Origin of the sequence: Paenibacillus monticola (assembly GCF_009664975.1) — a bacterium.
Classification (GTDB): Bacteria; Bacillota; Bacilli; order Paenibacillales; family Paenibacillaceae; genus Paenibacillus_AQ; species Paenibacillus_AQ monticola.
The window spans coordinates 478,641-494,696 of sequence record NZ_WJXB01000001.1 but is presented as its reverse complement, the minus strand read 5'-3'; the positions used below and the strand labels follow the sequence as shown (position 1 = coordinate 494,696).

Annotated in this window: 15 protein-coding genes; all 15 read right to left on the bottom strand. The window is 45.5% G+C overall.

Annotated features, from left to right (window positions below):
• Positions 1 to 2: 2 nt before the first annotated feature.
• Positions 3 to 1,043 (bottom strand): zinc-dependent alcohol dehydrogenase, encoded by a 1,041-nt coding sequence (locus GJB61_RS02230; RefSeq protein ID WP_154116683.1) that lies wholly within the window; start codon positions 1,041 to 1,043, stop codon positions 3 to 5.
• A gap of 277 nt (positions 1,044 to 1,320) precedes the next feature.
• Positions 1,321 to 5,226, bottom strand: coding sequence for a hypothetical protein (locus GJB61_RS02225; RefSeq protein WP_154116682.1), 3,906 nt, complete (start codon positions 5,224 to 5,226; stop codon positions 1,321 to 1,323).
• A 17-nt stretch (positions 5,227 to 5,243) separates the two neighbouring features.
• Complete coding sequence (locus GJB61_RS02220; protein ID WP_154116680.1) at positions 5,244 to 7,526, bottom strand: hypothetical protein; 2,283 nt, start codon at positions 7,524 to 7,526, stop codon at positions 5,244 to 5,246.
• Positions 7,523 to 8,125, bottom strand: coding sequence for a hypothetical protein (locus tag GJB61_RS02215; RefSeq protein ID WP_154116678.1), 603 nt, complete (start codon positions 8,123 to 8,125; stop codon positions 7,523 to 7,525). Before GJB61_RS02215 ends, GJB61_RS02220 begins: the two co-directional genes overlap by 4 nt.
• Positions 8,126 to 8,244: 119 nt before the next feature.
• Positions 8,245 to 8,385 (bottom strand): hypothetical protein, encoded by a 141-nt coding sequence (locus tag GJB61_RS02210; protein WP_154116676.1) that lies wholly within the window; start codon positions 8,383 to 8,385, stop codon positions 8,245 to 8,247.
• Positions 8,378 to 8,875, bottom strand: a complete 498-nt coding sequence (locus tag GJB61_RS02205; RefSeq protein WP_154116674.1) for a hypothetical protein — start codon at positions 8,873 to 8,875, stop codon at positions 8,378 to 8,380. The genes GJB61_RS02210 and GJB61_RS02205 overlap by 8 nt, the downstream gene beginning before the upstream one ends.
• A 19-nt stretch (positions 8,876 to 8,894) precedes the next feature.
• A complete protein-coding gene (locus GJB61_RS02200; protein ID WP_154116671.1) occupies positions 8,895 to 9,275 on the bottom strand; it encodes a hypothetical protein in 381 nt (126 codons plus the stop codon).
• Between the two features lie 15 nt (positions 9,276 to 9,290).
• On the bottom strand, positions 9,291 to 9,434 hold the full coding sequence (locus GJB61_RS02195; protein ID WP_154116669.1) for a hypothetical protein: 144 nt from the start codon (positions 9,432 to 9,434) through the stop codon (positions 9,291 to 9,293).
• A 6-nt stretch (positions 9,435 to 9,440) separates the two neighbouring features.
• The gene (locus tag GJB61_RS02190) at positions 9,441 to 9,650 is read right to left on the bottom strand and encodes a hypothetical protein (RefSeq protein WP_154116668.1); all 210 of its coding nucleotides are present in this window, start codon (positions 9,648 to 9,650) and stop codon (positions 9,441 to 9,443) included.
• A gap of 56 nt (positions 9,651 to 9,706) precedes the next feature.
• Positions 9,707 to 10,576 carry a hypothetical protein gene (locus GJB61_RS02185; protein WP_154116666.1) on the bottom strand — a complete coding sequence of 290 codons (870 nt, stop codon included), beginning with the start codon at positions 10,574 to 10,576 and terminating at the stop codon, positions 9,707 to 9,709.
• Between the two features lie 12 nt (positions 10,577 to 10,588).
• A complete protein-coding gene (locus tag GJB61_RS02180; RefSeq protein ID WP_154116664.1) occupies positions 10,589 to 11,638 on the bottom strand; it encodes a hypothetical protein in 1,050 nt (349 codons plus the stop codon).
• 13 nt (positions 11,639 to 11,651) lie between these two features.
• On the bottom strand, positions 11,652 to 13,139 hold the full coding sequence (locus GJB61_RS02175; RefSeq protein WP_154116662.1) for a P-loop NTPase family protein: 1,488 nt from the start codon (positions 13,137 to 13,139) through the stop codon (positions 11,652 to 11,654).
• The gene (locus GJB61_RS02170; protein WP_154116660.1) at positions 13,136 to 14,200 is read right to left on the bottom strand and encodes a CpaE/TadZ family protein; all 1,065 of its coding nucleotides are present in this window, start codon (positions 14,198 to 14,200) and stop codon (positions 13,136 to 13,138) included. The genes GJB61_RS02175 and GJB61_RS02170 overlap by 4 nt, the downstream gene beginning before the upstream one ends.
• A 13-nt stretch (positions 14,201 to 14,213) precedes the next feature.
• On the bottom strand, positions 14,214 to 14,909 hold the full coding sequence (locus tag GJB61_RS02165; protein ID WP_154116658.1) for an SAF domain-containing protein: 696 nt from the start codon (positions 14,907 to 14,909) through the stop codon (positions 14,214 to 14,216).
• A 236-nt stretch (positions 14,910 to 15,145) separates the two neighbouring features.
• Positions 15,146 to 16,045 carry a formyltetrahydrofolate deformylase gene (gene purU, locus GJB61_RS02160; protein ID WP_154116656.1) on the bottom strand — a complete coding sequence of 300 codons (900 nt, stop codon included), beginning with the start codon at positions 16,043 to 16,045 and terminating at the stop codon, positions 15,146 to 15,148.
• Positions 16,046 to 16,056 lie beyond the last annotated feature (11 nt).

The window sequence follows — 16,056 nt, the reverse complement described above, 5'->3', positions numbered from 1 at the left end:
CGTTACGGAACAAAAACCGTCTTTAAGGTTTCACACTTCACCTCCTTCAAAGAGTTCAAATCATAGCCGAGCAGTTCGTTAATCGCCGCTTCGTGCTGCTCCAGCTTTACTTTTCTGGTCACGAGACGTTTCAAATCCGGCATCTCGGCGGCAAATCGCAAAGCCTCCTCGAACATGAAGCGATATTCTCCTGCAGCGATAATTTTGATTGCCCGCTGTACGAACTTCGTAGGAGAAAACGTGTACTGGTACTTCGCATTAATACCGAAAGGAACGATGCGTCCTCCACGCTCAATCCACTGCTCAGCAATTTCGAGCTGAGTGCCAACAGTGTCTATAATCAGATCAAACTTGTGGCCTGCACAGATCTCGTTTACGGTAGCTTCATTCAGTTGGGAAGGCGTCAGAACGAAATCTGAAATCTCTCTTGCAAAGGCGTACCTATAAGGATTAATTTCCGTCGCAACCGTAATCGCTGCTTTTGATTTGCTGACCATTTGACACAAAATCCCCATCGGACCTGATCCAAGAATGAGTACCTTATCGTCAGCTGAAATGTGAGCCTCATTAAAATTGTGCAGCACACATGCAAGCGGCTCGATCAAAACCCCCGCCTCCCAGCTCATATGATCTGGAAGACGATGCGCAAACGTTTGCGCACATAAATAAAAAAAAGTAAATGTTCCATCTTTATTTAAGCCTGCAATAGGCATCCCGTTGCCATCGGTGCCCGTACAAAGGTGAGGCTGTTTCTTCAGACAAAAATAACATTGACCGCAGCTTTGATTCGGATCAATAACTACGCGATCTCCCACCTTCACGCGGTCGACATTGCCACCAATTTCAACAACGGTTCCTACCGCCTCATGACCACGAATAACCCCGGGAACGCCCTCCTCTTTACCGCTAAAGACCGCTAAATCCGTGCCGCATATGCCGGTCATTTCGATCCGGATTTTCACCTCATCCGGCGCTGCAATCTGTGGTGCTTCCCTTTCGCCTAGGTCCAGCTTGTGATTGGATGTCCATACCAGTGCTTTCATTTGTACCTCCTTATATACTTTTGATAAAGAATAAGAATACAAATTATTCTTAATAATCCATAATATACTCCACTATATTTGCAAAGTAAGAGGAATATTGTCGATATATGATTCTAAAACACAAAACGTTAATAATTTTTAATGAAAACGTGTACAATTAGTCGGAAATTTAGTCGAAACAAAAAGCGGGCCCTTCGCGCATCCTATCTACTATAGCTACAGCTATTAAAAAAACCGCCTATTTAAGTAGGCGGTTATCTCAGTAGTACCCTATGATCTATTTAATTCGATGACTCCGAAAATACTCTGACCAGTTATCGGAGATCACAACAGTGACTATATCAATTTTTGTATTGTACTCATTTTGGGCTGTAAAGGTAAACGTGACAGGACCGTTCGGCAGCTTCTCAAAGGAAGAATCAAACATTTCACCGGTCCAAAGCGATTTAGCACTGCTGGTTGGACTGAGCTGTGTGGTGTATCCCCCGGTCATAGTGACCTCTACAGTATCTGGAAGACCTGTTGCTATTCCCTGCAGGACAAAGCACTCTCCAGCCCAATAGACATTGTATCCTCTTGGACTTTCCTCATTACCACTCTGTTTGAGATTGTACCCTTTACGATTGTTATTCCATTCTTCCGTATGCTGTACCCCGCCTTTAATACTCAGGAGATTGACCATGAAATATTTGCGCGGCGACACGCTGCTCCAGTCATAACCATCAAAAACCTCAACCTCTACCGCATACTTTTCATTTTCGATTAGTGCACCGGCGGGTATCTGCCATTGATTAGCACTGGATACCTGTTCAACGGACTGAACTTTGATAGCTCCTGTGGCTAGATTTATAATCCGAACCTTATAGCTCTGCTGTAGATCCTCGTCCTCATCTTGGTAATCCCATTTTATGATGGGAGTAAGTGTACTAGCAATGGTCGGGTTAGCTTGAGTGGTACTGGTCGGATAGGTGATATTTACCATAGGTATACGGTTTACAACCGTGAGGCTATGCGTAATCTCACGAAAGAGGCCAAGCGAATCCGTAACGATTTGACGATACGTAAAAACCCCATTTGAGGCAAATTGCTTCGTGAAATCCCCCTGAGTGCTCGCTAATCCTTCAATTCCGGTTTGGGGCTTAAGAATATACTTATAGTTAATAGTATCTCCCTTCGGCTCGTCCAGATCCGTAGCTGTGCTCTTGATGTTAAGAATATCCGTCCGATAGATCGGTACCTTTGTAGCATCCATTCCTGTATCCGTCACCAGGCTAAAGCCAGCATGCGGTGGGTTATCAATAATAAATGCCTTTTCGTTGGACACTTCCGACCACGAACCCTTAGAGTAAGCTCGGGCATATAAACTAAAATTAACGAACCGCTCAAAGGTTGGATTAGGTACCTGATACTGCCGCAGGTTGCCTGTAGGATCTGCATTCTCTATTGTTTTGGCCAAAATGCCATCTTTCGTAAAAAACTCCAATCTGTATTTTTCCTGTGGATCGTTCTCCGGATCGGCATAGGTCCAACCAATCAGTGGATCTCCCTGTAACTCTGCATCAAGTACAGTAGGGTTTCCCGGTGTTCCGGCTGGTGAAGTGAGAGTGACGGAAGGAGCCAAATTCTGAACCACATTTACCTTTAACGAAGCTATATTAGACTTGTCACCAATCTGGTCCACTACCCAGTGTTCTAGAGTGTACACACCAAAATCATCAAAGATAACATTGATACTCGGTGTCTGAAACAGCGAAATTTGATGGTTGCTGTCCGTGACTCTCCAGTAATATATCAGGCTGGATTGATCCGATGTATCCTGGTCATTATCCTTGTTACCAAAGGTCAATGTATCATATTGATACGCAGTGGATCCCCCCGCAATTTCTGCCGTTGGAATATGATTTTTGACCGAAAACAGCTGCGTAGCATACGATGTCAGGCTGCCGTCCGACACATTCAGCCGTATTTCCCATCCATCTGAAATGGCTGCTTTATCCGAAATGCCACTACTAGAGAGCAGATCCTTGATCCGGACGGATTGATTTCGGTTGTTTCCGGTCCAGTAATAATTTCCGTTATTCAATCGGCTGTACCAATTATAATTTAAAGAATCTCCATCAGCGTCCGGGTCAGGAGTCAAATTATTCATCGGCACCACAGTATCCCGGTATACTTCGTTCGCCATTGTAAAACTAGCAATCGGAGGGCTATTAAGCACCTGTACATTTTGACTGTAGGTATTGGACCACAATCCCCGGTTATCATGTACCTGTAAATTGACTTGGTAGTTGCCCACTCCGTAAGCCGCAATATTAGGTGGTACGGTTGCCCCACTCCAGCTGGACCACACGGTATTCCATCCGTCTTTGACTACAGACCAGCTGTAAATGTCAAGAGGGTCATTATCCGGATCAAAGGATTTGTCTGTAATCGCTGTTGCTTTCCGATAGGAAATGGAGTTGGCGCTAACCGTAAAGAGGGCAACCGGAGGGAGATTAGCAGCACTGCCCACGGTTTGTTGAAGCCAATCAGACCACACTCCTAACCCGTTGGAGCCGTCAACGTCTCTCACTCTCAACCGGATTTCATAAGCATCGTTACTTGGTAATTGTGCCGGGGGTTGACCTTCGGTCCATACCTCTGCGCCAGCCTTTCGATATTGCCATTGCCAAGTCACTAAGCCCTTGCTGGGCGATGTAATATGGTCTAAGTCATATGAGCTGTCAGTGAGCTGTAGGCTACCATTCACCAACTTCGCAGAAAATAGAGCTACTGGTTTCCGATGGATCATAAAAGTCATACTAGACAAATTATCCCTACTCCAAAGGCGGTACCCATCAAACCGATCATCACTATTTGGATTATCTCTTGCTTGATGTATGGCTATGTACGCCCCGGTATACGGAAAGGATGTATACTTGCTGCTGCGCCAAAGTCCGGAGTCGGAAATCATGCCCATTGCGTTATCAAAGATGCTCGGGTCCTGATCGTAGCGGAAGCGATCCGCATACTTCGGATCATTTTCAAAGTCTGTATACGATGTACCGATATCGATGGGCGAATTGATCAGGAAAAAGGCCTTATTCCTCAGCCGATTCGTGACGTTAAAGCTCGTTGACGCTTCTGCTTTCATATTAAAGGGATCAACGACTTTCACGTTTACTGTGTATTGCCCCGGCGGAATTCCTTCACTCAATATATCAATGGGTATGCTAAAATTTTTGGGTGACCCTGTATTCGCCAGCGTAATTTTCTTGTAAAACACATTGGGAATCTCTGCGATCACATCCACCGTGTCATTATCTACATCCTGCACATACCCTTCCAGGTTATAGGTGCTGAAACCAGAATCGTTCATGACGGTCTGGTTCGGCTGGGAGGTAAGTGTGATATTGGGTTTCTTATTGGTCGTAAGGGGAATGGTCTGCACATCAGAAATCGTGTAAGGGTAACGTGCTGTACCATTGAAATTCATTGCATCATAGAATCCATATAGTTCAGATAACTCTATTCTTATTCTTAAATATGCAGGGATTTTATCCCTATCATACTGAATATATTCAGAGTGTGGGATGATAGATTTAGAATTATAATCCGGATAAAACCCATCAGGCCAGTGATCATCAAAAATAATAGGATGATACGACAATGGCGAAGCTGTGATGTTGCTCCACTGCCCTGCAAGTGCATTTTCATACCCCGCCAAGTTCCCATTTTGGTACATTGGTCCACCCCAACCACTAGCCAAACTAGCTAAAGTTTCAGCCGTACCGTCTTTGTATACTAACTCAATACTCTGGGTCCACAAAGTATAATATCCATGATAGGCTTTATCCCTACCAGGATTTTTGGGTTGTCCGCCCAGTGTCTCTCGATACAGTTCCCATCTCGTGGGCATAAACGAATTGCTCATATCAACATATAGTAATTTTCGGACTTGATCCCATTTAACAGAGAACGTGTTTGCTGGGAAATCCGCATACATAGTACTTGGATACCAATTTGAATCTCCCTCATAACTAGCTGGTGGGCGAGATTGAACATAACTCCTGGCTGGACTAGTGTAATCGTTGTATTCAACAACCTCGCCTGCCGCAGCTGCACGTTCCGTCTTCATGCCCATCCAGGGTAAGAGTGTAATGACTAGGATGAATATCGTAATCCGCTTGATCCACATTTTCATTTTAGGTTCTCCTTCGTCTACCATGACCAGTCAACTACAGGAGCACGGTTATAGACTTCGACCAATCGTTCGGTCAACGGCTGCGCCGGTTTACTACTGTAGGAATCTGTACTTCTCCGATCCGCAGCGTTCACAAATTCATCTATGGTCGGCTGGTCAAATTTCTCAGTGGCCGTCATTTTGACTTCGTACCTTCCCACTTGAGAAAGATTTAAATTAAAGTTGGTTTCATTGCCATTGTTGAAAATCGTCCAGGATTCATCGTCAAAGCTTCCGTCATTGTCCGAATCCCTACGGTACTCCCAGGTTCGGTGATCAATAAAGTCAAAGTCCGGAGAAAATGACATGTCACTAAGGCCGACAGCCGCTTGGCTTCCATTTGCAGGGTCCCGGAACACTTTGTTAGGCACGGAAATATAAACAACAGGGGCCTCGTCTGGCACAATATCAAAGGTCATGGATGCCGTATCGGAAAAACCAGCTGTATTCGTTACGGTGATTGTAGCTTCGTATGTACCCGGCTTTTTGAACAGCACATCTTTACTATCCATTCCGGTAAGGGTGCCACTGTATTTAATATCTGCTGCGGTTCCGCCCGATACGGGGGTAATGGTCCACTGGGTTTTAGTTTCGTCTATCGGGTAATGCTCTGGACTTCGGCTGGTACTGACCAGTGTCACCTTCCGGTTTTGTTTCTTCGTGCCTCGTACCTTAATAACAGCCACCGGCTCTGGCTGAACCACATTGACTTTTGCAGAGGTATATCCGGTCAGATCGCCGTTGTCCGTTACGGTTAGCCTTACCGTATGTCTGCCAAGCGCACTGAGGGGATACCATGTGAATCCAAATTCCCCGGTCACCTTGTCTATCGTGCCTGGCGCAACGTAATCATAATTAACAATCTTTCCGTCCGTATCGTAAGAATTCTTCCCGTACACCAAAAAGTCTTCTCCGGCCATCACTTCATCCGGCACATCCAAAACAGCAACGGGTGGCTTATTGTTATTCGTTGGCGGGGGATCGATTGGAGTATTCCCCACCCCCACAGTCGCCTTCATGGTTTTAGATAAGGACGTAACGGTTCCGTTGTCGGTCACAATCGGCTTGGAGAAACGCACCGTGACGATCAACGTGTACTCTTGTTCAAAATCACCGTTCTTGAACTTAGCTAAGGGAATTACAAAATTATCAAACGTTTGAGTACTGTTCAAAACTTTGTTGTAATCCTTCTTTTGTTTCACATCATTTGATCCGGTTTCCTTCGCATAAAATATCCATTCCTCTATGTTTGACGAACTTGTATAGGCCAACAAGTCGCCTTTGATCTTTAGCGATACCGGAATATCTTTCCCTTTGTTCTGGGTAGGGTTTGGACTCGGATTAACCACACTCACGTTACCATCCAGTGTAGGTGTAGATATCGGTGTGTAGTTGAAAGATATGCTACCGCTGTAGCTGTAGCTGGGAACTTTGGCATCAGCGGTGTAGTAGTAGTAAGTATCTACTTCGTATTTCCTGCCTTGGGCATGCCCAACGAGGGGATGACTTGCATCGGCATTTTGATTGGTATATTGCTGTTCTACGGTTTTACCATCAGCATCCACAAAAAAAGGAATGGCATAATTAACAATAACTTTCCCATTTTTAAATTTGGGTGGCTCTTTAATATATGAAGAAGAAAGTAAACCATAGAAAACTGGAGTAATCGTAGCAGACAGAATATATTTTGAATCAATGATATTGGTTTGCGCCTTATCGTACCATTTGAGATACTCCATATCTTTCGCTGGAGCAGCCGAAACGACAACTCTAGGTGGCCGGGCTGAGGGTGTATCACTGTCCTCTGCCGGAAGGTCTTTCGTTTTCAACGCATCCTTTGCTTCATCGTACTCATTAATTTGCCAACGTCTTCCGTCTGAATAACGCCATATGGAGTTACTTGGGTTGGTATAATAATAGGATTCATAAGATCCACGGTACCCAACAAGATTATTTAGCGTTTTTGTATTAGCAACTCCATTGAGTTTTAATTTGATTTTCCCATTTTCTATTGTGATTCCTCCATTTAAAGCATTGTTGCCAGTATATTTTAAGGTGCTGACATTAATGGAGGCAGTTGACACCCCACCAGGCAGATCCAGCAAAAACGACTTTGCCGCATAATCATCTCCTATGAGGCCCGTATTTGCAGGAATCGCTACAATTGCACTTTTGGTTTCAGCTGCATCTACTACCTTGGCTTGGACCAAGGTAGTAGTCAGCAGAATCAAAATGATAAGAAAGTTTAGAACTCTTTTCATTCGGGAACCACATACTTTTCAACAAAATTCTTTCCATAGTACAAACGCATTACAAAATAATCAAAATCATCTGCATAAGCATAGGCAAGATAGGATGTGATTTTCTCACCCGGTTTTAGTGTGAAAGTCCATAATGCTTCTGTACTATTTGTTTTAGAGGCGAGTTTTCTCGGCCATATCGGGTCAGTTATTTTACCAGTTTGAAAAGTAAATGGCATCAATCTTTTAATGTCATTTCCTCCACCTGTCATTATTTTCTTTGTATTATTCTGAAGTGTGAATTTTGTCCATATTAAATATTTCGGACGACCAATACTACCTGTTGCACTTTGAAAACCATACAATTTTTGCAAATTTTTGACCTCGGCCGATTGAAAATCATAAATCATGATCTTATGCAGTGTATAGCTTAAACCCTCCGAAGTAAGCGTCACGGGCAGATTCATAGCCTTTTTGAGACCATATTTAGCCAAATTATCCGTCATGACAGGAGCTACCGTTGGCTTTGCGGTTGCTGCATTGGCAAATCCCACTTGACCTAAAATTGATCCAGCTAATAGTGCAGTTGCTAAAAAAGATTTCATCATTCTCTTTTTCATCTTCTAATCTCTCCCTTATTTCTATTGAATTGAAATGCAGCCTGCTAAGTTTTGTTAGAGACCAGTGCCGAATAAACCTCATCGATTTATATCTGCACCAGGTAGTTCAGCGGTAGGGATCACGCCCGAGTGCAGCTTGGAAAAGGGCGCAAAACATGAATGGCAATGCAGTGGCGATTGACGCAGTCGGAAGGGTATGCCGCAGCGTAATTAAATGCTATCAGTACCATAAAGACTGCACCTACTTCGTGTCTACTCATTAAACCTATACTCCTGAATGGCCGGTACCATAATTGCCTCCTGTGTCTTAGCTCTGGATATCAGCACCGGATGTTCCGTCTGGATGACGGCAATAACCGAAGGGCCTTGTATGTATTTGGTGATGCCATAATTACTATCCTCATAGAGAAGTGGAAAGGTAACGCCGGACGATTCATCGACAATAGCAAACTTAATGATCTTTAGTTGAGTCCGAAAGCGGCTACCCGCTTTGGGGGATAGGTTATCATCCAGTCCTAGATTGTTCTGCAATGAGCGCTGGAAGGTAGCATAAGCTAATTCAGGATCAATAATTAGTCGACCCTGCGCCCGTGCGACTTCATTTAATTCCTGTGCGGCGTCATGGACGGCGATATTATTCGCATCTTTAAGCATGCTGCGCAGCGTGTCCCACTCCTGATTCTGGATCTGAAAGAACCAGGAGTAGACAAAGATCAACAGCACAAAAGCCAGTTTAATAATGTAATCCATAGATAGATTCATCTCTCAATCAGTCAAGATATTCGCTCATAATTGACCCGTGTCCATAATAATGTGTCGGTTGAGTCACGGCGGAGAAATTGTAGGGAAACATGTTAACCCGTGGCGCTGTTATATAGACGTCAATTCGCTGCTTGCGCTCTTGCACTGTTTCAGTGCTGCTTGTGATTTCAATGGAAGCCTCGGGGAACCCGATAGCCTTCAGGTTAGAGACTACCTCACTTCGCATCGAAGCCGTTACCATCCCCTCCGTTGCTGCTTTTTGCGTGATGTAGGACGTGTTGGCCTTCACCTGCAAATCTAGCAAATAATCAATATAAGTGAAGATAGGCTGCAGGATAATAAACAGGACAAGCCACATGAACAATGCCCGGAGGACGGTCGCTTTCAAGGGTAACGCCTCCTTCTAATATTGCTCTACTTGCTTGGTATGGGTGATGATATCGTCCTGGCTGCTGCCGATGATATTTGTTGCGGCTGAGATAAAAATCCCGGCGATGACGAAGCCAATAGCCAGAAACATAGCGACGGAAATCGAGTCCTTTTTCATAGCTGGTTACGCCACATCATTGGAGGTATTAGGGACTACAGCAATTTGGCCGAAATCTAACGGCTGGACGAAAGTTACTCCGGGTATATCCGGACGGTTGTCATCCGCATCATTCACCACATCACGAACTACTGGAATTAAAATAGCGATGACGATAGCGACACAGAGAAATCCGATAGCGATAAACAAGCCTGTTGAAATAGCGTCCTTTTTCATTGTTAATATCTCCCTTTAATTTTATAATTTTATAGTATTCTTGAATATATAATTTTTCACTGGAACATGCCCACTCCGTTAAAATTGCCTTTGATGAGCATAATGTACTGCATTGCCAGCGAAACAATCATCAGAAAGGTAGCAATTGAAGGGATAACATTAATAATTGTCGATACATCCCCGATAAAAGACCATTTTTTCAAATACTGATCACTGGATATTTTGGAGATAATCTTCCCCTGCTCCCGTAAGTAATTCGCGGCCTCTGTGTCATCATCCATACTTTCCGTAGCCAGCAATATGGAACGAATATCGTTAATAAAACCATGGTTCTCCGGAAATTTGCTGCAAAACCATTCGATCGCCCGCTCGGCACCATCATCAACCGCCCGCTCCGATAGCTCGTACAAATCTTGACGGATGTACTGAAAGTGTCCGGCCGTGCTCGCGCAAAAAGCACCAAACTGCACATAACCGCGCTTACGCAGCCGATTGTTCTCATAGAGACGGATGAAGGAGATCAGCTCGCCATCTTTTTGAATAATCGTCTTCTGATGCAACCAGGTCAGCAGCCACCCCAGCGGAAGATAACGCAAAGGACTGGTGACCACTAGGATCAAAACCGCAATTAACAGATCATAGATGGAGAAAGGAATAGTACGGATGAAGTCTCCAACAACCTGCAGGGTTAAATAGATTAGCGCCGCAGCATAGCGGAATATTGTGATTTTGCGGGCACTCACGGATATTCCGCTGTTATTCAATAATTGCTGCAGCCTGCTGTTCTGTACACGCTCCCCCAGTGCGTTCCAGCTTAACCCCAGCCGGAGAATATACCGTTCCTGTTTACTACTGCTGCTCACAAAAACAAGCAAGGCGACATATACAATGCCGAATACGGCAACCAATAATAATAATCTATCCATAATTCATCACCCTCAGTGGTAGTCCAGTTTAGGCCTGGCGAGAATAGTACTGATGACAAAAGATATAAAGAGGCCTGTAATAATAATCATCAAAAAAATGAGCCCCACAGAAGTCTGAAACTGCAGTTGGATATACACATCCGGCTTTAGCATATAAATGAAAGTGCCTACCGAAGCGAACAGCACCACAAGATTCCCGTACAGCCCCAGACTAATCGCATCTCTGCTATTGGCTTTTACCGTTAAAATGGTCTCCCTTTGCTGCTCCATAGAGCGATTCAGCATCATCAGCGAGCTTTTTAGGTAACGGGTTCCCTCCTTCTCGGCATAGAGCAGATCTGAGACGAACTCTACGGCAAAGGTGGTTCCAATCGCTCTGGAGAAACGCCCGGCCTCCTCATTCAGCTCTTTTTCATGACAATAATTGCCAAAGGCAGCTCCCAGAAGTTTCAGTGGAGTCTTCAGTACATTACCGTCCGTCAAAAAATCAGCTGTTTTGTTTAGAACGGCATCTACCGATAAGTGCGTGAATTTGGTGGAAATCTTGACCACATCGAGCAGATCATAACTTCCCCGTACCTTTCTCTGGGCATAGGTGTATCTCATTTTAAAATAAGGGATAGACGCTGAGATCACTGCTACGAAAAGTGGAAAACGCCAGGTGCCTTGCATCGGCCGACTGTTATCGAAGGAAATCCCCTCCATAAAGGGATTATTAAAGTTTAGATGTCCAGGAAGTTCACTCAGAGTCAGCAGTCCTGACAGGAAGACCGCAACGAACAGAAATCCCATACGCATCACAAACCGCAAGACACTGATTCCCGGCTCATACTTCCGGTGCACGAAATACAGCAGATTATCCAGGTGACGGTAAATCCATAACCTTCTCTTGAATTTGTTAACCTTTTTGCCAAAAATACTCCTTCCACGTTGAAGCCGATGTTCCATCTTCTGCCCTAACTGTCGTAAATGCCGCTCGACAAGCGGCTTAACCATGAGCCATAATCCCCACGCGACCAGTAAATGAAAGACAAAACGCAAGATGTAAAATAACAGAACCAAACCTCTCACCTCCTCACTCGTTCAGCACGATCTTTGACTTCAGGCTTTCCTTCAAGGGTTCAGCCATGGGTTTGGCGGTCGCCAGTCGCTCAAGCTCCTTCAACAGCTTCTGCGCAGCCGCCGAATCTTTCTTCTTCATTTTCCGAACTAAACCAGCGGTCAGTTTGTCATTATAGGTCCATCCCGCCTGCTCTGGCTCCCAGCGCATGAGATCGTTCGCGAACACCGAATTTTTGCTTTCTTCATAAAAAACCTCCGATATTCGCGTCAGCCGCTTTTTCCCGTTCGGAACACTTTCCAGAATAAAGACCAGCTCGCAGGATTTCAGCGCTGAGATCAAGTGTCCCTTCAGACTTCCCCCAACCCTTGTAGATACGGCAAAAGCACCCTGATACGGAATGTCCTCCGAATCCACGGTATGGAAAGTTCCGGTTATGCCGTCATAACCTTTTTCGCCGCTCCACAGATAAAATTCCCATTCGTTATAGCGCATTTCGGTCATATACAAAATATTCGGATCATGCCGCAGCGACTCTACGCCGACCTCCATCAGCTCTTCGTTTGTGGCCTGGATGGGAATAATCCGATGCCCTTTAATTTGGTACGGCAGAATGGATTCGGGATGCTTCTCAATCATGACTACACCCATGCAGGATGTAGAGCCAAGTAGCTGTTCACCAACAATAGTATTGGCAAACGTCGTTTTCCCCGAACCCACTGCGCCCGCGATAATCGTATTGCGGAACGTGGCTGACAGGGTCCGGATCAACTCGATCGCTTCCGAGGGAATACATTCGGTGCCGGCTTGATCCTCCAAATCGAGAAATTCAACCACCTGACGTCGCAATGAAATTGTAGTGAATCCCTCCCACACCCGGGGCGATACCCAGATCGCCAGTCGAATAAAGCGGCCGGGCCAGAGGGGATCATCCATTTTGAACTCTACCGAAGGGTTGTCCTTATTCAGCTTTTTGTTAGGATCACTCTTCAGCAAAGAGCGCTTCAGTTGCTCGACCCGGTCTAGTGAAGGCATGTCGTACGGATAAGCGACAAATTTACCTCTATGGTTATAAAAGATTTGCCGCCCGATCATCTGTAGGCCGGTTGACTCGCTGTATGCCCGGTCGGTGAACCAGCGGTAGGCAGGTCCGAAGCCCTTCCACTCATGAAAGAGAGCTTCTGCTGCCGTGCGGTAGGCTTCCGGAACCCTTCCTGTAAACGGCGTTCTCCGCAAGTATTTTTCAATCTCATTCATGAAAAAGCTGACCGCCTGCGGATCGCCAATCAACGCCTTGGCATTCAGCTCGAAATAAGAATCGTCTTCCCGTTCCAAACCCACGTTCATCTCGCTTTTCATTTTTTGCAGGAATGCGTAAAAATCTTCTTTCCCTGGCTTGCTGGTACGGAGCACGCTTTGTTTGAGGGAGAAGGGCTGCTGAACCGTTGGCAATTGGGGCATCCACGGTTCATCTTGCTGTTCCAGTTCTTGGTACTCGATCATAAAAATATCCCCTTCTTACGGACTTCAGTTGCCAAACCAAGTGACACCAATAGGGCGTTCACCTTATCATCTACGTGCTGAAGCTCCTTTTTGCCCAGGGGCAGACTCTCCTGAAAGGGTTGGTAATACGGAAGTTCCAAAGCAATTTCACTGCCAAAGCGGTGCGCCAGATTCTTGGATGAAGTCACTTCTTCCACATTGCTGCGATTAATGATGAACTGGAAATCCTGTGGATGCAGATCCATATGTCCAGCCAGCTCCAGCAGCGGCTCCAATCTGTACTCGTGCTTCGGATGAGTGACGAGCATGCGCAGCGCAGATTTTTGCATTCCTACGTACCAGGCAGCACTCTCCGGGATAGACCCGAAGTCGGCAATAACCACATCAGCGTTCTCTCCGGCTGTACTCAGAAAATATTCAATCTCTTCCTCTTGATAATCCTGAGCACTTAGATAGTCATAATTACCAGGGAGATACAGATAACCTTCTTGTTTGATGAATTGTTCGAAGTCCTCAGCATGAATCAGCTTGCCTGTGATCTTAGGCCGCAACCTATCTAGGCTTATTGCTGCTTTGCGATCATAGCCGGGATCATATAAGTCCATTCCTAGTAAAATCACTCGTTGGCCTGCTGCGGCAATCCGCCGTGCAAACAGCTTAGCCACACTCGTACAGCCAATGCCGGGACCAGAGCCAAAAAAACCGACCAGATTACAGCGCTCGTCTGAATCCTCCTCCAGAATAAAGCGGATTTTCTCCACTATCGCTGACGATGTGCAGCGCGGAGGTATGAAATACATCCCCAAACTTTCACAAAGCATATGTACGGCGTGATAGCCGCGCACTCCCTTTTGTAGATAAATATAGAGGATAGTTGTATTCGTATATTTGCGTTGTAGCTCGCTTAATTCTGGAATTGACACGTGGTCACTGGTGACCATCAACATTTGACCGTCCATATGGGGCGGCTCAGGCAGAACATTTTGCGTAATTACAGTAAAACCGGCACTTTTGAGATCATTAACCGTCAATTGTTCCATACCCAGACTGAATATTTTCAAGTCTTTCTCCCTCCTACTCGACCCTTACGATCCACAGCTTCTTGCCCTGCTCCAAATATTGCCCTAACAGCTGGCCGTCACTTTTCTTGAGCTTCAATTCGGGTGAAGCCACCTTTCCGGTGGAAGTAAAGCGATTGTTATCATTCCCCTGCTCCGAATCGAGCACATCATTATTATCTTCCGTGCGCACATAATTAACGGTTACACCGGTCAAAAACACTTGCTGAGAGGGCGCACTGGGCAGATTCGCTTGATCTTTCACAGTTGAGCTTGGGCGCTCACCCTCCACCAGATAAATATCCACCTTATCCCGGCTGCGCAGCGAACCGTTTATGGCATAAATAGCTTCCTTCGGAATCGGAAATATCCCTTCATCCTGCAGCGGCTCCAGATTACTGATATCCACTAATGAGGCTGTCAAAATACTGCCGTCGGTCAGATTAACGTTCGTAATCTTATGCTCTACCTGCTGGATCTCCGTGATGACTCCCGAAGGGATGTCCTTGGTCTGGACAGAATCCAGATACAGATCACCGGGCTTCAGCTCATAGTTCTTGGGTAAGAACTGACCGTCCGCTACCTTGATCTTGACCACAGTTTGAGATAACACATAAGGTTTGAAATAAAGGTCATAGCCCAGAAGCCCGCCGAATCCGGTAATTAAGATAAGTGCTGCGAACAAGTAATTGCGTTTTAATAGTACAGACAAACCCTCTGCCTCCTTCAAAATACGTTTTTTGCACATGACAAAATGCACTTTGGCCTAAGTATCCAAAATGCTGGTAAAATGCTTTTTTACCTGAGGGGTTATGAAGAGTAATAGATTATCCGTTTGAGGTCACATGCTGAGGATGATTTGCTGTGGGATTGGCATTCCAACTATAGAAGGATTCCAGTGAAAAACAAGCCGCTAATCCACATTGTCTTCCACTGGAAATTATAGATTTAATTAAAAACTACTGTCTTGTTATGATGAACCAAAATGCGGTCTTCAATATGCCATTTGACAGCACGGGCCAGAACAACCCGCTCAATGGTTCGCCCGATACGCTTCAGTTCGGTTACATCATCGCTGTGACTCACTCGTTGCACGTCTTGCTCGATAATGGGACCCCCGTCAAGCTCTTCAGTCACATAGTGAGCTGTCGCACCGATAATCTTCACTCCACGCTGATAAGCTTGGGCATACGGCTTACCGCCCACAAAGGCAGGCAAGAAGGAATGATGAATATTGATGATCCGGTGCCGGTAATGTTCAATGAACGATGGAGAAATAATCTGCATATAGCGAGCCAGAATAATGACATCGATATCGTCTCTGATAACCTCCAACTGACGTTTCTCGGCTTCATCCTTAGTAGTGGCACTAACCGGGATATGATGAAAAGGAATGCCGAAGGATTCGACATAAGCCTTCATATCCACGTGATTGCTTACCACGAGCGCAATTTCGGCATCCAGATCGCCAGCTTGCCACTGCCAGAGCAGCTCGACGAGACAGTGATCTTCTTTGGAGACGAAGATCGCCAGCCTCTTCTTCTGACTCACATTGAAGATTTGCCAACTCATCTTGAAGCGCTCCGCCACTCCGCCGAATATGGATCGCACCTCTTCCAGACGCTCGTCCAGTTTAGGCAGATCAAATTCCACTCGCATAAAGAACATGCCGCCATCCGGGTCCATCGTATATTGATCTGATTGAACAATATTAGCGCCGTGCTGGTACAGAAAGTGTGATACAGCCGCCACGATCCCTGGGCCGTCGGGACAGGAAATGAGCATGCGAGCCCGGTTCGGATATTTTTCTTCACCTGACGAATGATCTCTCTTTACATGTAACTCCATAATTCTCTGGC